The sequence below is a fragment of the Mycobacterium sp. NGS26 genome, from assembly GCF_059813025.1.
Genome location: NZ_JCALDU010000002.1, coordinates 852,823 through 872,610 on the forward strand (window position 1 = coordinate 852,823; position 19,788 = coordinate 872,610).

Genomic DNA, 19,788 nt, shown 5'->3' on the forward strand with positions numbered 1-19,788 from the left:
TGCGCCGCCGCCTTCCGTGCGCGGCCCGAACAGCCTCGTCAGCAAGCCTCGTCAGCAAGGAGAGTGTCGCCGCGTGGGCGATCAACCCGTCGACCTGTCGCCGGAAGCGTTGGGCAATGCGGTCAGCGCCGCCCGGCAGGCCATCGCACGCGCGGGTGACCTGGAGGCGCTGGCGGCCGTCAAGACCGAGCACCTCGGCGACCGCTCGCCGCTGGCGCTGGCGCGACAGGCGCTGGGCGGCGTGCCCAAGGACCAGCGCGCCGACGCCGGCAAGCGCGTCAACGCCGCGCGCGCCGAGGCCCAGCGCAGCTACGACGAACGGCTGGCGGCGCTGCGCGCCGAGCGCGACGCGGCCGTGCTGGCCGCCGAGGGCATCGACGTCACGCTGCCGTCGACCCGGCAGCCGACCGGCGCCCGGCACCCGATCACGATCCTGGCCGAGCACGTCGCCGACACCTTCATCGCGATGGGGTGGGAGCTGGTGGACGGGCCGGAGGTGGAAACCGAGCAGTTCAACTTCGACGCCCTCAACTTCCCGCCCGACCATCCCGCGCGCAGCGAGCAGGACACCTTCCACATCGCGCCGGAGGGCTCCCGGCAGCTGCTGCGCACGCACACCTCGCCGGTGCAGGTACGCGCCCTGCTCGAGCGCGAGCTGCCGGTCTACATCATCTCGATCGGCCGCACGTTCCGCACCGACGAACTCGACGCCACCCACACGCCGGTCTTCCACCAGGTCGAGGGGTTGGCGGTGGACCGCGGCCTGACCATGGCGCACCTGCGCGGCACGCTGGACGCGTTCGCGCGCGCGGAGTTCGGTCCGTCGGTGCGCACCCGGTTCCGGCCGCACTTCTTCCCATTCACCGAGCCGTCCGCCGAGTTCGACGTGTGGTTCGCCGGCAAGAAGGGCGGCGCCGACTGGGTGGAGTGGGGCGGCTGCGGCATGGTGCACCCAAACGTGTTGCGCGCGGCCGGAATCGACCCCGCCGTCTACTCCGGGTTCGCGTTCGGGATGGGCCTGGAACGCACGCTGCAGTTCCGCAACGGCATCCCCGACATGCGCGACATGGTCGAGGGCGACGTCCGGTTCTCGCTGCCGTTCGGGGTGGGTGCCTGATGCGCCTTCCCTACAGCTGGCTGCGCGAGGTCGTCGCGGTGGGCGCCCCCGGCTGGGACGTCGCGCCCGGCGACCTCGAGCAGATGCTGATCCGCATCGGCCACGAGGTCGAGGAGGTCGTCCGGCTCGGTCCCGTCGACGGGCCGCTGACCGTGGGCCGGGTCACCGGCGTCGAGGAGCTCACCGGCTTCAAGAAACCGATCCGGGCCTGCGTGGTCGACGTCGGCGCGGGGAACGGCCAGCGCGAGATCGTCTGCGGCGCAACCAATTTCGCGGTCGGCGACCTGGTCGTGGTGGCGCTGCCGGGGACCACGCTGCCCGGCGGGTTCGCGATCACGGCCCGCAAGACCTACGGCCGCGACTCCGACGGGATGATCTGCTCGACGGCCGAACTCGGTTTGGGCGCAGACCATTCCGGGATCCTGGTGCTGCCGCCCGGCACGGCCGAACCCGGGGCCGCCGGCGCCGAGGCGCTCGGGTTGGACGACGTGGTGTTCCACCTGGCCATCACGCCCGACCGCGGCTACTGCATGTCGGTGCGCGGCCTGGCCCGCGAGGTCGCCTGCGCCTACGACCTGGACTTCGTCGACCCCGCCGAGGTCAAGCCGCTGCCGGTCGAGGGGGAGGCCTGGCCGCTGACGGTGCAGGCCGAAACCGGCGTCCGCCGCTTCGCGCTGCGCCCGGTCACCGGGATCGATCCCGCCGCGGTGTCGCCGTGGTGGCTGCAGCGCCGGCTGCTGCTGTGCGGGATCCGCGCGACCTCCCCGGCTGTGGACGCCACCAACTACGTGATGCTGGAACTGGGCCACCCGATGCACGCCCACGACCGCAACCGCGTCACCGGCGGCCTCGGCGTGCGGTTCGCCCGGCCCGGCGAGACCGTCGTCACCCTCGACGACGTCGAGCGCAAACTCGACCCGGCCGACGTGCTGATCGTCGACGACGCGGCCACGGCCGCGATCGGCGGCGTGATGGGCGCCGCGAGCACCGAGGTGCGCCGCGATTCCACCGACGTGCTGCTGGAGGCCGCGGTGTGGGACCCCGCCGCGGTGTCGCGCACCCAGCGCCGCCTGCACCTGCCCAGCGAGGCCGCCCGCCGCTACGAGCGCGCCGTGGACCCGGCCATCTCGGTGGCGGCGCTCGACCGGTGCGCCGCGCTGCTCGCCGAGATCGCCGGGGGAACCGTGTCGGAGACGCTGACCGATTGGCGCGGCGACCCGCCGCGCGACGACTGGGCCGGGCCGCCGATCCGGATCGCCGCCGACCTGCCGGACCGCGTCGCCGGCCTGGCCTACGCCCCGGGCACGACCGCCCGGCGACTTACCCAGGTCGGCGCGGCCGTAGCCGAAGACGGCGACATGTTGACGGTGACGCCGCCGAGTTGGCGACCCGACCTCGCGCAGCCCGCCGACCTGGTGGAGGAGGTGCTGCGGCTCGAGGGGCTGGAGGCCATCGGATCGGTGCTGCCGTCGGCGCCCGGGGGCCGGGGACTGACCGCGGTGCAACGGCGCCGCCGCGCCGTCGGCAGGTCGCTGGCGCTGTCCGGCTACGTCGAGGTGCTGCCCACGCCGTTCCTGCCCGCCGGCGTGTTCGACCTGTGGGGCCTGCCCGCCGACGACCCGCGCCGCACCACCACCCGCGTGCTCAACCCGCTGGAGGCCGACCGCCCGGAGCTGGCCACCACGCTGCTGCCGGGTCTGCTGGAAGCGTTGGGGCGCAACGTGTCCCGCGGTCTCGTCGATGCCTCGCTGTTCGCCGTCGCGCAGGTGGTGCAGCCCACCGAGCAGACCCGCGGCGTCGAGCTCATCCCCGTCGACCGGCGGCCGACCGAGGCCGAGATCGCCACGCTGGACGCGTCGTTGCCCCGGCAGCCGCAGCACGTCGCCGCGGTGCTGACCGGCCTGCGCGAACCGCGCGGCCCGTGGGGTCCCGGGCGCGCCGCCGACGCCGCCGACGCGTTCGAGGCGGTGCGAATCATCGCGCGCGCCAGCGGGGTCGACGTGCGGCTGCGCGCGGCGCAACACCTGCCCTGGCATCCGGGTCGCTGCGCCGAGGTGCTGGTCGGCGACGCCCGCGTCGGCCACGCCGGGCAGCTGCATCCCGCCGTCATCGAGCGCTCCGGGCTGCCGAAGGGCACCTGCGCGCTCGAGCTGGACCTCGACGCGATTCCCATCGTCGAGGCGCTGCCGGCGCCCCGGGTGTCGCCGTTCCCGGCCGTGTTCCAGGACGTCAGCCTGGTGGTCCCCGCCCAGGTGCCCGCCCAGGCGGTGGCCGACGCGATCCGCGAGGGCGCCGGCGAGCTGCTGGAAGACATCCAGCTGTTCGACGTGTTCACCGGCCCGCAGATCGGCGAACACCGCAAGTCGCTGACGTTCGCGCTGCGCTTCCGCGCGCCGGATCGCACGCTGACCGAGGCCGACGCCAGCGCCGCCCGCGACGCCGCGGTGCGGCGCGCCGCCGAGGCCGTGGGCGCCGAACTACGCACATAGCATTGATTTGCAAACCATTGCATAACCATGCAGAATTGCCGGAATGGCCGACGTACTGAGGGTGGCGGTCGCCGGGGCCAGCGGCTACGCGGGCGGCGAGATCCTGCGCCTGCTGCTGGGCCATCCCGCCTGCGCCGACGGCCGGCTCGCCATCGGTTCGGTGACCGCCGCGGCCAGCGCCGGCAGCACGCTGGCCGAGCACCATCCGCACCTGACGCCGCTGGCGCAGCGGGTGCTCGAGCCCACCGAGCTCGGCGTGCTGAGCGGCCATGACGTGGTGTTCCTGGCCCTGCCGCACGGGAATTCGGCCGCGCTGGCCGAACGGCTCGGCCCGGACACCCTGATCATCGACTGCGGCGCGGACTTCCGGCTCGACGACGCCGCCGCGTGGGAGCGGTTCTACGGCTCCCCGCACGCCGGCAGCTGGCCGTACGGGCTGCCGGAGCTGCCCGGCGCGCGGGAGCGGCTGCGCGGCGCCCGCCGCATCGCGGTGCCGGGCTGCTACCCGACCGCGGCGCTGCTGGCGCTGCTGCCCGCGGTGGCCGAGGACCTGGTGGAACCCGCCGTCACGGTGGTCGCGGTCAGCGGCACCTCCGGGGCCGGCCGCGCGGCCAAGGCCGACCTGCTCGGCTCGGAGGTCATCGGGTCGGCGCGGGCCTACAACATCGCCGGCGCCCACCGGCACACGCCCGAGATCGCGCAGGGGCTGCGCGCCGTCACCGACCGCGACGTGACGGTGTCGTTCACGCCGGTGCTCATCCCGACCTCGCGCGGCATCCTGGCGACCTGCACCGCGCGCACCCGCTCCCCGCTGTCCCAACTGCGGGCCGCCTACGAAAAGTTTTACGACGCAGAGCCTTTCGTCTACCTGATGCCCGACGGGCAGCTGCCCCGCACCGGTTCGGTGATCGGCAGCAACGCCGCGCACGTCGCCGTCGCGGTGGACGAGGCCGCCGAGACGTTCGTCGCGATCGCCGCGATCGACAACCTGGTCAAGGGCACCTCGGGCGCCGCGGTGCAGTCGATGAACCTGGCGCTGGGTTGGCCGGAGGCGGAGGGCCTTTCGACGGTCGGAGTGGCGCCGTGACGTCGACGGCAGCGGCCGCGCGGCTGCTGCGCGAGCAGGGCGTCACCGCCCCGGCCGGGTTCCGCGCGGCCGGCATCGCCGCCGGCATCAAGGCGTCGGGGGCCCGCGACCTCGCGCTGGTCTTCAACGAGGGACCCGACTACTCGGCCGCCGGGGTGTTCACCCGCAACCGGGTCAAGGCCCCGCCGGTGCTGTGGACCCAGCAGGTGCTGACCACCGGGGCGCTGCGCGCGGTGATCCTCAACTCCGGGGGCGCCAACGCGTGCACCGGGCCGGGCGGCTTCCAGGACGCCCACGCCACCGCGGAGGCGGTGGCCGCGGCGTTGTCGGACTGGGGGACCGAGACCGGGGCCATCGAGGTCGCGGTCTGCTCCACCGGGCTGATCGGCGACCGGCTGCCGATGGACAGGGTGCTGGCCGGCGTCCGCCAGATCGTGCACGAGATGGCCGGCGGGCTGTCCGGCGGCGAGGACGCCGCGCAGGCCATCATGACCACCGACACCGTGCCCAAACAGGTTGCGTTGCACCATCGGAACAACTGGACGGTCGGCGGGATGGCCAAGGGCGCGGGCATGCTGGCACCGTCGCTGGCGACCATGCTGTGCGTGCTCAGCACCGACGCCGTCGCCGACCCGGCGGCGCTCGACACGGCGTTGCGCCGCGCCGCGGCGCGCACGTTCGACCGGCTGGACATCGACGGCTGCTGCTCCACCAACGACACCGTGCTGCTGCTGGCGTCGGGTGCCAGCGGGATCGCCCCGGCCCAAACCGATCTCGACGATGCGGTACTGCGGGTCTGCGACGACCTGTGCGCGCAGCTGCAGGCCGACGCCGAGGGCGTCACCAAACGCGTCACCGTGACGGTGACCGGGGCGGCCTCCGAGGACGAGGCGGTGGCGGCCGCCCGGGCGATCGCCCGCGACAGCCTGGTCAAGACCGCGATGTTCGGGTCGGACCCCAACTGGGGCCGGGTGGTCGCGGCCGTCGGCCTGGCGCCGGGGGTCACCGTCGAACCCGATCGAATCGCCGTGTCGTTCAACGGGTTTGCGGTGTGCGTCGACGGGGTCGGGGCTCCGGGCGCGCGCGAGGTGGATCTGTCGGGCGCCGACATCGACATCACCGTCGACCTCGGCCTGGGGGACGCCACCGCCGCGATCCGCACCACCGACCTGTCGCACGGCTACGTCGAAGAGAACTCGGCCTACAGCTCATGACCCTGAACGTCGACGAGTTGAGCACCGGGGTCAAGGCGCAGGTGCTGGCCGAAGCCCTGCCGTGGCTCAAGCAGCTGCACGGCAAGATCGTCGTGATCAAGTATGGCGGCAACGCGATGACCGACGACGCGCTGCGGCACGCGTTCGCCGCCGACATGGCCTTCCTGCGCAACTGCGGCATCCACCCCGTCGTCGTGCACGGCGGCGGGCCGCAGATCACCGCCATGCTGCGCCGCCTCGGCATCGAGGGCGACTTCAAGGGCGGATTCCGGGTCACCACACCGGAAGTGCTCGACGTGGCGCGGATGGTGCTGTTCGGACAGGTGGGCCGCGAACTGGTCAACCTGATCAACGCGCACGGGCCCTACGCCGTCGGCATCACCGGCGAGGACGCGCAACTGTTCACCGCCGTGCGGCGCAGCGTCACCGTCGACGGCGTGGCCACCGACATCGGCCTGGTGGGCGACGTCGACCAGGTCAACACCGCCGCGGTGCTGGATCTGATTGCGGCGCGGCGCATTCCGGTGGTGTCGACGCTCGCGCCGGACGCCGACGGGGTGGTGCACAACATCAACGCCGACACCGCCGCGGCGGCGCTGGCCGAAGCCCTGGGCGCCGAGAAGCTGTTGATGCTCACCGATGTCGAAGGCCTGTACACCAAATGGCCCGACCGGGATTCGCTGGTCAGCGAGATCGACGCCGGCACACTGGCGCAGCTGCTGCCCACGCTGGAGGCGGGCATGATCCCGAAGGTGGAGGCGTGCCTGCGGGCGGTCACCGCGGGCGTGCCCAGCGCGCACGTCATCGACGGCCGGGTCGAGCACTGCGTGCTGGTGGAGTTGTTCACCGACGCGGGCACCGGCACCAAGGTGGTGCCCGCATGACCCACACCGAAGCTCTGCGCCGGCGGTGGGAAGCCGTGATGATGCACAACTACGGCACCCCGGCGGTCGCGTTGGCCAGCGGGGACGGCGCCATCGTCACCGACGTCGACGGCAGGGCCTACCTGGACCTGCTCGGCGGCATCGCGGTCAACGTGCTGGGCCATCGCCACCCCGCAGTCGTCGAGGCCGTCACGCACCAGATGGCGACGCTGGGCCACACGTCCAACCTGTACGCCACCGAACCGGCCATCGCGCTGGCCGAGGAGCTGGTCGGGCTGCTGGGCGCGTCCGACGAAAACGGCGCGCCGGCGCGGGCGTTCTTCTGCAACTCCGGCACCGAGGCCAACGAGATGGCGTTCAAGCTGTCCCGGCTCACCGGGCGCACGAAACTCGTTGCGGCGCAGGGGGCTTTCCACGGCCGGACGATGGGCTCGCTGGCGCTGACCGGGCAGCCGAGCAAGCAGGCGCCGTTCGCGCCGCTGCCCGGTGAGGTCACCCACGTCCCGTACGGGGACGCCGGCGCGCTGGCCGCCGCGGTCGGCGACGACACCGCCGCGGTGTTCCTGGAACCGATCATGGGGGAGGGCGGCGTCGTCGTCCCGCCCGAGGGCTACCTCGCGGCCGCCCGCGAGATCACCGCCCGGCACGGCGCGCTGCTGGTGCTCGACGAGGTGCAGACCGGGATGGGCCGCACCGGCGCCTTTTTCGCCCACCAGCACGACGGCATCACCCCCGACGTGGTGACCCTGGCCAAGGGCCTCGGCGGCGGGCTGCCGATCGGGGCGTGCCTGGCCGTCGGGGCGGCGGCGGAGCTGCTGACGCCGGGCCTGCACGGCAGCACCTTCGGCGGCAACCCGGTCTGCGCCGCGGCGGCGCTGGCGGTGCTGCGCGTGCTGGCGGCCGACGACCTGGTCCGGCGCGCCGAGGTGCTGGGCAAGTCGGTGCGCCACGGCATCGAAGGGCTGGGCCACCCGCTGATCGGCCAGGTGCGCGGCCGCGGGCTGCTGTTGGGCATCGTGCTGACCGCCGAGCGCGCCAAGCACGCCGAGGCGGCCGCCCGCGACGCGGGATTCCTGGTCAACGCCGCCGCGCCCGACGTCATCCGGCTGGCGCCGCCGCTGATCGTCACCGAGGCCCAGATCGACGGCTTCGTCGCCGCGCTGCCGACCATCCTCGACCATGCTTCCAGAGACGAGGCCGTCGATGCCTAGGCACTTCCTGCGCGACGACGACCTCTCACCCGCCGAGCAGGCCGAGGTGCTGCAGCTGGCCGCCGAACTGAAGAAGGACCCGTTCGGCCGTCGCCCGCTGGAGGGGCCCCGCGGCGTCGCGGTGCTGTTCGACAAGAACTCCACCCGCACCCGGTTCTCGTTCGAGGTGGGCGTCGCGCAGCTCGGCGGGCACGCCGTCGTCGTCGACACCGGCAGCACCCAGCTGGGCCGCGACGAGACCCTGCAGGACACCGCCCGGGTGCTGTCGCGCTACGTCGACGCCATCGTGTGGCGGACGTTCGGGCAGGACCGGCTCGACGGCATGGCCTCGACCGCGACGGTGCCCGTGGTCAACGCGCTGTCCGACGAGTTCCATCCCTGCCAGGTGCTGGCCGACCTGCAGACCATCGCCGAACGCAAGGGGACACTGCGCGGGGTCCGGCTGTCCTACTTCGGCGACGGCGCCAACAACATGGCCCATTCGCTGATGCTCGGCGCCGTCACCGCCGGCGTCCACGTCACCGTCGCCGCGCCGGACGGCTTCGCGCCCGACCCGGCGGTGGTGGCCGCCGCCGAGCGGCGCGCGCGTGCCACCGGCGCGTCGGTGCTGGTCACCGCCGACGCCGAGGCGGCCGCCGCGGGCGCCGACGTCCTGGTGACCGACACCTGGACGTCGATGGGGCAGGAGGGCGACGGGCTGGACCGGGTCGCGCCGTTCCGGCCGTTCCAGGTCAACGCGCGGCTCGTCGGGCTGGCGGACTCGGAAGCGATTGTGCTGCATTGCCTTCCGGCCCATCGCGGGCACGAGATCACCGACGAGGTGATGGACGGGCCGCGCAGCGCGGTGTGGGACGAGGCCGAGAACCGGCTGCACGCGCAGAAGGCGCTGCTGGTGTGGCTTTTGGAGCGATCCCGATGACCCGCTCGAAGCCCACACCGGAGACCACCCGGGCCGGCCGGCAGGCCCGCATCGTGGCCATCCTGTCGTCGGAGCCGATCAGCAGCCAGAGCGAGCTGGCGGCCCGGCTGGCCGGTGAGGGCATCGACGTCACCCAGGCGACGCTGTCGCGCGACCTCGAGGAGCTGGGCGCGGTGAAGCTGCGCGGCGCCGACGGCGGCGTCGGCGTCTACGTCGTCCCCGAGGACGGCAGCCCGGTGCGCGGGGTGTCCGGCGGCACGGCGCGGCTGTCCCGGCTGCTGGGCGAGCTGCTGGTGTCCGCCGACTCCAGCGCGAACCTGGCGGTGCTGCGCACCCCGCCCGGCGCGGCCGACTACTTGGCCAGCGCGATCGACCGCGCGGCGCTACCGTACGTCGTCGGCACCATCGCCGGCGACGACACCCTCTTCGTGGCGGCCCGGGAGCCGATGACCGGCGCCGAGCTGGCCGCCACACTGGAAAGCCTCAAGTAAAGGCTCGAATAAAGGAGAGTCATGTCGGAACGCGTCATCCTGGCGTATTCGGGCGGCCTGGACACCTCGGTGGCGATCAGCTGGATCGGCAAGGAGACCGGCCGCGAGGTCGTGGCGGTGGCGATCGACCTCGGCCAGGGCGGCGAGGACATGGAGGTCATCCGCCAGCGGGCGCTGGACTGCGGCGCCGTCGAGGCGGTGGTGGTAGATGCCCGCGACGAATTCGCCGATGAGTACTGCCTGCCCACCGTGCTGAACAACGCGCTGTACATGGACCGCTACCCGTTGGTGTCCGCGATCAGCCGGCCGCTGATCGTCAAGCACCTGGTCGCGGCCGCGCGCGAGCACGGCGGCGGCATCGTCGCGCACGGCTGCACCGGCAAGGGCAACGACCAGGTCCGGTTCGAGGTCGGATTCGCTTCGCTGGCACCGGATTTGGAGGTGCTGGCGCCGGTGCGCGACTACGCGTGGACGCGGGAGAAGGCGATCGCGTTCGCCGAGGAGAACGCCATCCCGATCAACGTCACCAAGCGGTCGCCGTTCTCCATCGACCAGAACGTGTGGGGCCGCGCGGTGGAAACCGGCTTCCTGGAACACCTTTGGAACGCGCCCACCAAGGACGTCTACGCCTACACCGAGGACCCCACCGTGACCTGGAGCCCGCCCGACGAGGTGATCGTCGGGTTCGAGCGCGGCGCGCCGGTGTCCATCGACGGCCGGCCGGTCTCGATGCTGCAGGCGATCCAGGAGCTCAACGCCCGCGCCGGCGCGCAGGGCGTGGGGCGCCTGGACGTCGTCGAGGACCGGCTGGTCGGCATCAAGAGCCGCGAAATCTACGAGGCGCCCGGGGCGATGGTGCTCGTCACCGCCCACACCGAGCTCGAGCACGTCACCCTCGAGCGCGAGCTGGGCCGCTTCAAGCGGCACACCGACCAGCGCTGGGCCGAGCTGGTGTACGACGGGCTGTGGTACTCGCCGCTCAAGGTCGCGCTGGAGAGCTTCGTCGCCAAGACGCAGGAGCACGTCTCCGGTGAGATCCGAATGGTGTTGCACGGCGGGCACATTGCGGTCAACGGCCGCCGCAGCGACGAATCCCTGTACGACTTCAACCTGGCCACCTACGACGAGGGCGACTGCTTCGACCAGTCGGCCGCGAAGGGGTTCGTGTACGTGCACGGGTTGTCGTCGAAGATCGCCGCCCGGCGGGACCAGCAGTGACCCTTTCCCCGCGAGCAGACACAAAAGCCCCCGACACGCCGGGCAAAACGGTGCATTTGCGTCTGCTCGCCGGAGAAAAGTGAGCACGCGCGAGGGGTCGCTGTGGGGCGGGCGGTTCGCCGACGGCCCGTCCGACGCGCTGGCCGCGCTGAGCAAGTCCACCCACTTCGACTGGGTGCTGGCGCCCTACGACATCACCGCGTCTCGGGCCCACACCATCGTGCTGTTCCGGGCCGGGCTGCTCACCGAGGAGCAGCGCGACGGGCTGCTGGCCGGGCTGGACAGCCTCGCCCAGGACGTGGCCGACGGCAGCTTCACCCCACTGGTCAGCGACGAGGACGTGCACGCCGCCCTGGAGCGCGGGCTGATCGACCGGGTGGGACCCGACCTGGGCGGGCGGCTGCGGGCCGGCCGGTCGCGCAACGATCAGGTGGCCACGCTGTTCCGGATGTGGCTGCGCGACGCGGTGCGCCGGGTCGCCGCCGGGGCGCTCGACGTGGTGGCGGCGCTGGCCGCCCAGGCCGCCGCCCACCCGAGGGCCATCATGCCCGGCAAGACCCACCTGCAGTCGGCCCAGCCGATCCTGCTGGCCCACCACCTGCTGGCGCACGCGCACCCCCTGCTGCGTGACGTGGACCGGATCGTCGACTTCGACAAGCGCGCGGCGGTGTCGCCGTACGGGGCCGGCGCGCTGGCCGGGTCGTCGTTGGGCCTGGACCCCGACGCGATCGCCGCCGACCTGGGTTTCGCCGCCGCCGCCGACAACTCCGTGGACGCGACCGCGGCCCGGGATTTCGCCGCGGAGGCCGCGTTCGTGTTCGCGATGATCGCTGTTGACCTGTCCCGGCTGGCCGAGGACATCATCATCTGGAGCTCGACGGAGTTCGGCTACGTCACGCTGCACGATTCGTGGTCCACCGGCAGCTCGATCATGCCGCAGAAGAAGAACCCCGACATCGCCGAGCTGGCCCGCGGCAAGTCGGGGCGGCTGATCGGAAACCTGGCCGGGCTGCTGGCGACCCTGAAGGCCCAGCCGCTGGCCTACAACCGTGACCTGCAGGAGGACAAGGAACCGGTGTTCGACTCGGTGGCCCAGCTGGAGCTGCTGCTGCCGGCGATGGCGGGGCTGGTGGGCAGCCTGACGTTCAACGTCGAGCGGATGGCCGCCCTGGCCCCGGCCGGGTACACGCTGGCCACCGATATCGCCGAATGGCTTGTGCGCCAAGGGGTTCCGTTCCGTTCCGCGCACGAGGCCGCCGGCGCCGCGGTGCGCGCGGCCGAGGCGCGCGGCGTCGGGCTCGAGGAGCTGACCGACGACGAGCTGGCCGCCATCAGCGCCGACCTGACGCCGCAGGTCAGGGAGGTTTTGACGATCGAGGGCTCGGTGGCGGCGCGCGACGCCAGGGGTGGCACCGCGCCGACCCGGGTCGCCGACCAACTCGACGCGGTCCTGGCCAGCTGCGAGCGGCTGAACGAGCGGCTGCGGCAGCAGTCGGCGGCCTGAACGGGACCTGAACGGGATCCGCCGTTTCTTTGCCGTCAATTTGCGAGCCGACTAAGCTGCCCTCAGCTATGCAGTCCGGGTGAACCTCTCGGCCCGGACGTTCGTTACCAAGGGGTGGGACCGATGAGCGTCATCGCAGGTGTTTCCGGTGCGTTGCCGCCGTATCGGTATCCCCAGCGGGAGCTCACCGACTTCTTCGTCAGCATTCCGGAGTTCGAGGGGTACGAGGACATCGTCCGGCAGCTGCACGCCAGCGCCAAGGTCAACAGCCGGCACCTGGTCCTGCCGCTGGAGCGGTACCCGGCGCTGACCGACTTCGGCCAGGCGAACCGGATCTTCATCGAAAACGCCGTCGACCTGGGCTGTGAGGCGCTGTCCGGCGCGCTGGACGAGGCCGGCCTGCGGCCGCAGGACCTCGACGTGCTCGTCACGACGACGGTCACCGGGCTGGCGGTGCCGTCGCTGGACGCCCGGATCGCGGGGCGGCTCGGGCTGCGCGACGACGTGCGGCGGGTGCCGCTGTTCGGCCTGGGCTGCGTGGCCGGGGCCGCAGGGGTGGCCCGGCTGAACGACTACCTGCGCGGCGCGCCGGACGGGGTCGCGGCGCTGGTTTCGGTCGAGCTCTGCTCGCTGACCTACCCCGGATACAAGCCGTCGCTGGCCGGTCTGGTCGGCAGCGCGTTGTTTGCTGACGGCGCCGGCGCGGTGGTCGCGGTCGGGGAGCGGCGCGCCGAACGGGTGGGCGCCGGCGGGCCCGACATCCTCGACTCCCGCAGCCACCTGTATCCCGACTCGCTGCGCACCATGGGCTACGACATCGGCACGACGGGGTTCGAGCTGGTGCTGTCGAAGGACGTCGCGGCCGTCGTGGAGCAGTACATCGAGGACGACGTCACGCAGTTTCTGGGGGCGCACGACCTGACCACCACCGACATCGGCGCCTTTGTCAGCCACCCCGGCGGCCCCAAGGTCATCGAGGCGATCAACGCGAGCCTCGACCTGGCGCCCGAGGCGCTCGAGCTGACCTGGCGCTCGCTTGGCGAGATCGGCAACCTCAGCTCCGCATCGGTGCTGCACGTGCTGCGCGACACCCTCGCCAAACCGCCGCCCAGCGAGAGCGCCGGGCTGATGATCGCAATGGGGCCCGGCTTCTGCTCCGAACTCGTGTTGTTGCGTTGGCACTGATGCGCGCCCGTGGATTCCTGCTCGTCGGTTAGGCATCGCCATATTGGGATCGCGGCGATGAAGGGTTTTGCGTGGGTCGCATGAACAGCAGCCAGGACGAGCTTGTCAGGGCCCTGCGCGCGTCGCTGAAGGAAAACGAGCGGCTGAAGCGGGAGAACCGCGAGCAGCTGGCCGCGGCGAACGACCCGATCGCGGTGGTGGGGATGGCGTGCCGGTATCCGGGCGGGGTGGACTCCCCGGAGGCCCTGTGGGAGATGGTGGTCGAAGGCCGCGACGTCGTGTCCGATTTCCCGGCCGACCGTGGCTGGGATCTCGGCGGCCTGTTCGATCCCGATCCTGACGCGATCGGAAAGTCGTACGCCCGCTGCGGGGGGTTCCTTTCGGACGCAGCCGATTTCGATGCCGCGTTCTTCGGCATCGCGCCTAGCGAGGCGCTCGCGATGGATCCGCAGCAGCGCTTGCTGCTGGAGGTGTCGTGGGAAGCGTTGGAGCGGGCCGGGATTGACCCGTCGACGCTGCGGGGTTCGATGACGGGCGTGTTCGCCGGGATATTCCACGGTTCGTACGGCGGCCAGGGGCGGGTGCCCGGAGACCTGGAGCGATACGGGTTGCGCGGTTCGACGCTGAGCGTGGCCTCTGGGCGGGTCGCGTACTCGCTGGGCCTGGAAGGCCCTGCCGTGTCGGTGGATACGGCGTGTTCGTCGTCGTTGGTGGCGCTGCACCTGGCGGCGCGCTCGTTGCGGGCGGGCGAGTGCGACGTGGCGTTGGTCGGCGGGGTGACGGTGATGGCCACCCCGGCGATGTTCATCGAGTTCAGTCGGCAGCGCGCGCTGGCCGCCGACGGGCGGTGCAAGGCCTACGCCGGCGCGGCCGACGGAACCGGTTTCTCCGAGGGTGTCGGGGTTTTGGTGCTGCAGCGGTTGGCCGATGCGCGGCGGACAGGGCATCCGGTGCTCGCGGTGGTGCGCGGCTCGGCGGTCAACCAGGATGGCGCGTCCAACGGTCTGGCGACCCCGAACGGGCCGGCGCAGCAGCGGGTGGTGCGGGCCGCGCTGGCCAACGCGCGGTTGAGCGCGGCCGACGTGGACCTGGTGGAGGGCCACGGGACGGGCACCACGTTGGGCGATCCGATTGAGGCCCAAGCGCTTCTGGCGACCTACGGGCAGGACCGCCCCGCGGATCGGCCGCTGTGGTTGGGCTCGATCAAGTCGAACATGGGACACACGTCGGCCGCCGCGGGCGTGGCCGGGGTGATCAAGATGGTGCAGGCGATCCGGCACGGCCTGATGCCGCGCACCCTGCACGTGGATGTGCCGACGCCGCACGTGGATTGGTCGGCGGGCGCGGTCTCGTTGTTGACGGAGCCGCGGTCCTGGCCCGCGCAGAGCCGGCCGCGGCGGGCCGGCGTGTCGTCGTTCGGGATCAGCGGGACGAACGCGCACGTGATCCTGGAGGAAGCCCCGCCGCCGGCTCCGGACGGCCTTGGCGCTTCGGGTGATAGCGACATGCCGGCGGTTCCGTGGGTGTTGTCGGCCCGTTCGGCCGAGGCGTTGGCCGAGCAGGCGGAGCGGCTCTTGGCGCACGTCGCCGCCGACCCGGACCTCGATGCGGCCGACGTGGGCTGGTCGCTGGTGTCGACGCGGTCGGTGTTCGAGCACCGGGCGGTGGTGGTGGGCGACCGTGAGCAGCTGATGGCCGGGCTGGCCGGGCTGGCGGCCGGCGATCCCGGCGCGAACGTCGTCGCGGGGCGGGCGCGCGGGGTGGACCGGACGGTGTTCGTCTTTCCCGGGCAGGGCTCGCAATGGGCCGGCATGGGGGCCCAATTGCTCGACACGTCAAGGGTATTCGCCGACCAGATGCACCAATGCGACAAGGCGCTCGGCGAGCACGTGGAATGGTCCCTGATCGACGTCATCCGCGGCGCGGCGGGCGCGCCGGGGCTCGACCGCGTCGATGTGGTGCAGCCGGTCCTGTGGGCGGTGATGGTGTCGCTGGCCGAGCTGTGGCGGTCGGTGGGCGTGCGCCCCGACGCGGTGATCGGCCACTCCCAGGGCGAGATCGCGGCGGCGTACGTGGCGGGGGCGTTGTCGCTCGAGGACGCCGCCCGGGTGGTGGCGCTGCGCAGCCGGCTGCTGGTGCGGTTGTCCGGGGCCGGGGGAATGGTCTCCCTGGCGTGTGGGCTGCCGAGGGCGCACGAGTTGCTGGAGCGATCGGCCGGCCGCCTCAATGTCGCTGCCGTCAACGGTGTTTCGGCCGTCGTCGTCTCCGGTGAGGTGGCCGCGCTGGAGGAACTGATTCGGCGCTGCGAGGCCGAGGGTGTGCGGGCCCGCAGGATCGACGTCGACTACGCCTCGCACTCGGCGCAGGTGGATGCGATCCGTGAGCCGCTTGCCCGGGCGCTGAGTGGCATCGAGCCGCACTCGTCCCCGGTGGCGTTCTTCTCGACGGTCACCGGTGGGCCGATGGACACCGCCGGTTTGGACGCCGAGTACTGGTACCGGAGCATCCGGCAGACCGTGCAGTTCGAGCGCGCGGTGCGCGGCGCCCGCGACGCCGGGCATCGGGTGTTCATCGAATCCAGCCCGCATCCGGTGCTGATCGCCGGCATCGAGGAGACCCTGGCCGGTGACGCCCCGCACGGCGGCGACGCCGTCGTCGTTCCGTCGCTGGGCCGCGACGACGGCGGGCTGGACCGGTTTTGGCTGTCGGCGGGTCAGGCCCACGCCGCGGGCGTGGCGGTGAACTGGCGGGCGGCGTTCACCGGTGGCTGCCAGGTGCCGTTGCCGACGTATGCCTTTCAGCGCCAACGGTTTTGGCTGCCGGACTCCGGCGCCGCTGCCGCGGACGTGGGCGGCCTGGGTTTGGCGGGGGCCGAACACGGCCTGCTGGGCGCGGTGGTCCAGCGACCCGACTCGGGCGGGGTGGTGCTCACCGGCCGGCTCTCGACGGCCGCCCAACCGTGGTTGGCCGATCACGCGGTGGCCGGGACGGTGTTGTTCCCGGGCGCGGGCTTCGTGGAGCTGGTGTTGCGGGCCGGCGACGAGGTCGGCTGCACCGTGGTGGAGGAGCTGACGCTGTCGGCGCCGCTGCCGCTGCGTGACGGGGCGCAGGTACAGGTGGTGGTGGGCGCCGCGTCCGGTTCAGGGGACCGGACCGTATCGGTGTATTCGCTTGGTGCCGAGCCCGGTTCGGAATGGGTGTTGCACGCCGAGGGCGTGTTGAGCGCCGGCACCGTGCGGCCGGCCGCGGACATGTCGGTGTGGCCGCCGGTGGGGGCGACGGCGATGGACGTCGCCGGCGCCTACGAGCGACTCGCCGAGCGGGGCTATGAGTACGGCCCGGCATTTCAAGGCTTGCGGGCGATGTGGCAGCGCGGCAACGAGGTCTTCGCCGAGGTCGCCGTCCCGGAGGCCGCCGGAACGGAGGTCGGCGGTTTCGGGATTCACCCGGTGCTGCTGGACGCGGCGTTGCACGCGATGGGCGTGGCCGGCGAACAGGCCGAGACGATGTTGCCGTTTTCCTGGCAGGGCGTGTGTTTGCACGCCGCGGGCGCGTCGCGGGCGCGAGTCCGGATCGCACCGGTGGGCGTGGCGGCGGTGTCGGTGGACCTGGCCGACGGTGCGGGCCTGCCGGTCCTGTCGGTGCGCGAGCTGGTGGTTCGCCCGGTCTCGGTGGCGCAGTTGTCGGCGCCGGCTGGGCCTCGGGGCGGTGGCGGGCTGTTCGAGGTGACCTGGTCGCCGGTGCCGTTGCAGCCCAACGCCGTTCGCGGCGACGACGTGGTGGTGTGGCGGCCGGGCGCGGGCACCGATGTCGGGTCGGTGTATGCGGCCACGCACGAGGCGCTGGGAGCGTTGCAGTCGTTTCTGGCCGGTGAGGGTTCCGGGATGCTGGTCGTGGTGACTCACGGGGCGGTGGGGCTGCCCGGTGAGGGCGTCGAGGATTTGGCCGGTGCGGCGGTGTGGGGGCTGGTGCGCTCGGCGCAGGCCGAGCATCCGGGACGGGTGGTCCTGGTGGACTCGGACGGGTCGATCGACCCCTGCGACGTGATCGGCTGCGGCGAACCACAATTGGTGGTGCGCTCCGGCGTCGCCCATGCAGCCCGGTTGTCGACCGTGGGCGCGCCGCAACTGCCGGCCGGCGCGTGGCGGATGACCGCGGGCGGCGGGGGCACGTTGGAGGACCTGGTGGTGCGGTCGTGCCCGCGGGGGGAGTTGGCGGCCGGGCAGGTGCGGGTGGCGGTGGCCGCGGCGGGGGTGAACTTCCGGGATGTGCTGGTGGCGTTGGGAATGTACCCCGGCGGCGGCGAGATCGGCGTCGAGGGTGCCGGGGTGGTCGTCGAGGTCGGCGACGGCGTGACCGGGCTCGCGGTCGGCGACGCGGTGCTGGGGCTGTTGGGGGTGGTGGGCTCCGAGGCGGTGGTGGATGCCCGGCTGGTGACCGCGGTGCCGGCGGGCTGGTCGCCGGTGCGGGCCGCCGGTGTGCCGGTGGTGTTTTTGACCGCGCTGTACGGGTTGTCGGTGCTGGCCGGCGTCACGGCGGGCCAGAAGGTGTTGGTGCATGCGGGCACCGGCGGGGTGGGCATGGCGGCGGTGCAGCTGGCCCGTCATTGGGGGGCGGAGGTCTTCGTCACCGCCAGCCGCGGCAAGTGGGACACGTTGCGGGCGATGGGTTTTGACGACGACCACATCGGGGACTCGCGTACGTTGGAGTTCGAGCAGAAGTTTCTGGGGACCACGGGCGGGGCCGGGGTGGATGTGGTGCTCAACTCGCTGGCCGGGGAGTTCATCGACGCGTCGCTGCGGTTGCTGGCCGGCGGCGGGCACTTCATCGAGATGGGCAAGACCGACCTGCGCGACCCCCAGGCGGTGGCAGCCGGGCATCCGGGCGTGCACTACCGGGCATTCGACCTGATGGAGGCCGGCCCGGATCGCACCGCGGCGATGCTCGCCGAGCTGATGGCCCTGTTTGCGGACGGCACATTGAAGCCGTTGCCCGTCAAGGCCTTTGACGTGCGCTGCGCCGCGACCGCCTACCGCATGATCAGCCAGGCCCGCCACACGGGCAAATTGGTGCTCACCGTCCCCGACGGGCCGGGCGCGCTGCTCAGTGGATGCGACGGCGGGCTGGCCGGGGGCAGCGTGGTGATCACCGGGGGGACCGGGATGGCCGGTTCGGCGCTGGCCGGGCATTTGGTGGCCCGCTATGGGGTTGGGCATGTGGTGTTGGCCAGCCGCAGCGGAGCCGGCGGCGAAGACGTATCCGATTTGGTGGCCCGGCTCGAAGGCGCCGGGGCGAGGGTGTCGGTGGTGGCCTGTGATGTGGCCGACCGCGGCCAGGTGGCGGCGCTGATCGCGGGGCTGCCGGACGAATATCCGCTCAGGGGGGTGTTTCATGCCGCGGGGGTGCTCGATGACGGGTTGATCGGGTCGTTGACGCGCGAGCGGGTGGATGCGGTGTTGCGGGCCAAGGTGGATGGGGCCTGGAATTTGCATGAGCTGACCCGGGGTTTGGATGTGTCGGCGTTTGTGCTGTTTTCGTCGATGGCCGGCATCGTGGGGACCCCGGGGCAGGGCAACTATGCGGCGGCCAACAGTTTTCTCGACGGGCTGGCCGCGCATCGGCGGGCCCACGGGCTGGCCGGGCTGTCGGTTGCCTGGGGACTGTGGGAGCAGGCCAGCGCGATGACCCAACACCTGGCCGACCGCGACATCGCCCGGATGAGCAGGCTCGGGCTCGCGCCGCTGTCCACCGAACAGGCCCTCCAGCTGTTCGACGACGCCATGCTCACCGACCGCGCCACGACGGTGGCCGCCCGCGTCGACCCCGCCGCGCTGGCCGACCAGCGCGCCGCGCTGCCGCCGCTGCTGAGCAAGCTGGTGGCCGCCCGGCCCACCCGGCGCGTCATCGACGAGGCCGACACCACGGCGGCGTCGATGACGAGCCTCGTCGCGCGGCTGCGCGGCCTCACCGCCGAGCAGCGCCACGACCAACTCGTCGGACTGGTGTGCGGCAACGCGGCCACCGTGCTGGGCCGCCAGAACGCCGCGGACATCAACGCCGGAAGCGTCTTTCAAGACCTCGGTTTCGACTCGCTGACCGCCGTCGAACTCCGCAACCGCCTGAAAACCGCCACCGGACTGAGCCTTTCGCCGACGCTGATCTTCGACTACCCGACGCCGATCGTCCTGGCCGAGCACCTCGACACCCGGCTGGCCGCCGACACCACCGGCGCCGAACCGAACATGAACCGCTTCGACGACATCACTCGTGAACTACAAGCGCTGCTCGAGCGACCCGACTGGAAACCCGAGGACAGAACGCAGCTCGCCGCCCGAATCCAGGCCCTGCTGACCGTCCTCGGCACCCACCACGACCCCAACGAGCCGCACGACCTCGACGACGAGGACCTCCAAAATGCCACCGAAAGCCAGCTCTTCGCGATCCTCGACGAAGAACTCGGCTCCTAACA

General features: G+C 72.3%; 12 protein-coding genes. All 12 read left to right on the forward strand.

Annotation, left to right across the window (positions count from 1 at the left end):
- Positions 1-73: 73 nt before the first annotated feature.
- The 12 genes from pheS to AC5Y6X_RS10205 all read left to right on the forward strand — a co-directional run bounded on the left by pheS (position 74) and on the right by AC5Y6X_RS10205 (position 19,786).
- Entirely contained in the window at positions 74-1,117 is a 1,044-nt protein-coding gene (gene pheS / locus AC5Y6X_RS10150) for a phenylalanine--tRNA ligase subunit alpha (protein WP_499986282.1), read from the forward strand.
- Positions 1,117-3,606: a phenylalanine--tRNA ligase subunit beta gene (gene pheT, locus AC5Y6X_RS10155; protein ID WP_499986284.1), complete on the forward strand. Its 2,490-nt coding sequence runs from the start codon at positions 1,117-1,119 to the stop codon at positions 3,604-3,606. The genes pheS and pheT overlap by 1 nt, the downstream gene beginning before the upstream one ends.
- A 43-nt stretch (positions 3,607-3,649) precedes the next feature.
- Positions 3,650-4,693, forward strand: a complete 1,044-nt coding sequence (gene argC, locus AC5Y6X_RS10160) for an N-acetyl-gamma-glutamyl-phosphate reductase (protein ID WP_499986285.1) — start codon at positions 3,650-3,652, stop codon at positions 4,691-4,693.
- The gene (gene argJ / locus AC5Y6X_RS10165; RefSeq protein WP_499986286.1) at positions 4,690-5,907 is read left to right on the forward strand and encodes a bifunctional glutamate N-acetyltransferase/amino-acid acetyltransferase ArgJ; all 1,218 of its coding nucleotides are present in this window, start codon (positions 4,690-4,692) and stop codon (positions 5,905-5,907) included. Before argC ends, argJ begins: the two co-directional genes overlap by 4 nt.
- The gene (argB, locus tag AC5Y6X_RS10170) at positions 5,904-6,791 is read left to right on the forward strand and encodes an acetylglutamate kinase (RefSeq protein WP_499986288.1); all 888 of its coding nucleotides are present in this window, start codon (positions 5,904-5,906) and stop codon (positions 6,789-6,791) included. The genes argJ and argB overlap by 4 nt, the downstream gene beginning before the upstream one ends.
- Positions 6,788-8,002: an acetylornithine transaminase gene (locus tag AC5Y6X_RS10175; RefSeq protein ID WP_499986289.1), complete on the forward strand. Its 1,215-nt coding sequence runs from the start codon at positions 6,788-6,790 to the stop codon at positions 8,000-8,002. Before argB ends, AC5Y6X_RS10175 begins: the two co-directional genes overlap by 4 nt.
- The gene (gene argF, locus AC5Y6X_RS10180) at positions 7,995-8,921 is read left to right on the forward strand and encodes an ornithine carbamoyltransferase (protein WP_499986290.1); all 927 of its coding nucleotides are present in this window, start codon (positions 7,995-7,997) and stop codon (positions 8,919-8,921) included. Before AC5Y6X_RS10175 ends, argF begins: the two co-directional genes overlap by 8 nt.
- Positions 8,918-9,412 (forward strand): arginine repressor, encoded by a 495-nt coding sequence (locus AC5Y6X_RS10185; protein ID WP_499986292.1) that lies wholly within the window; start codon positions 8,918-8,920, stop codon positions 9,410-9,412. Before argF ends, AC5Y6X_RS10185 begins: the two co-directional genes overlap by 4 nt.
- Before the next feature lie 21 nt (positions 9,413-9,433).
- Complete coding sequence (locus AC5Y6X_RS10190) at positions 9,434-10,630, forward strand: argininosuccinate synthase (protein WP_499986294.1); 1,197 nt, start codon at positions 9,434-9,436, stop codon at positions 10,628-10,630.
- Between the two features lie 79 nt (positions 10,631-10,709).
- Positions 10,710-12,134 (forward strand): argininosuccinate lyase, encoded by a 1,425-nt coding sequence (gene argH, locus AC5Y6X_RS10195; protein ID WP_499986296.1) that lies wholly within the window; start codon positions 10,710-10,712, stop codon positions 12,132-12,134.
- Between the two features lie 123 nt (positions 12,135-12,257).
- Complete coding sequence (locus AC5Y6X_RS10200; RefSeq protein WP_324677724.1) at positions 12,258-13,319, forward strand: type III polyketide synthase; 1,062 nt, start codon at positions 12,258-12,260, stop codon at positions 13,317-13,319.
- Positions 13,320-13,399: 80 nt separating this feature from the next.
- Positions 13,400-19,786: an SDR family NAD(P)-dependent oxidoreductase gene (locus AC5Y6X_RS10205; RefSeq protein WP_499986300.1), complete on the forward strand. Its 6,387-nt coding sequence runs from the start codon at positions 13,400-13,402 to the stop codon at positions 19,784-19,786.
- Positions 19,787-19,788 lie beyond the last annotated feature (2 nt).

Coding starts and splice junctions, on each gene's coding strand:
- AC5Y6X_RS10205 (WP_499986300.1), top strand. CDS start 13,400: ATGAACAGCAGCCAGGACGAGCTTGTCAGGGCCCTGCGCGCGTCGCTG.
- argC (WP_499986285.1), top strand. CDS start 3,650: ATGGCCGACGTACTGAGGGTGGCGGTCGCCGGGGCCAGCGGCTACGCG.
- AC5Y6X_RS10190 (WP_499986294.1), top strand. CDS start 9,434: ATGTCGGAACGCGTCATCCTGGCGTATTCGGGCGGCCTGGACACCTCG.
- AC5Y6X_RS10185 (WP_499986292.1), top strand. CDS start 8,918: ATGACCCGCTCGAAGCCCACACCGGAGACCACCCGGGCCGGCCGGCAG.
- pheT (WP_499986284.1), top strand. CDS start 1,117: ATGCGCCTTCCCTACAGCTGGCTGCGCGAGGTCGTCGCGGTGGGCGCC.
- AC5Y6X_RS10175 (WP_499986289.1), top strand. CDS start 6,788: ATGACCCACACCGAAGCTCTGCGCCGGCGGTGGGAAGCCGTGATGATG.
- argF (WP_499986290.1), top strand. CDS start 7,995: ATGCCTAGGCACTTCCTGCGCGACGACGACCTCTCACCCGCCGAGCAG.
- argB (WP_499986288.1), top strand. CDS start 5,904: ATGACCCTGAACGTCGACGAGTTGAGCACCGGGGTCAAGGCGCAGGTG.
- AC5Y6X_RS10200 (WP_324677724.1), top strand. CDS start 12,258: ATGAGCGTCATCGCAGGTGTTTCCGGTGCGTTGCCGCCGTATCGGTAT.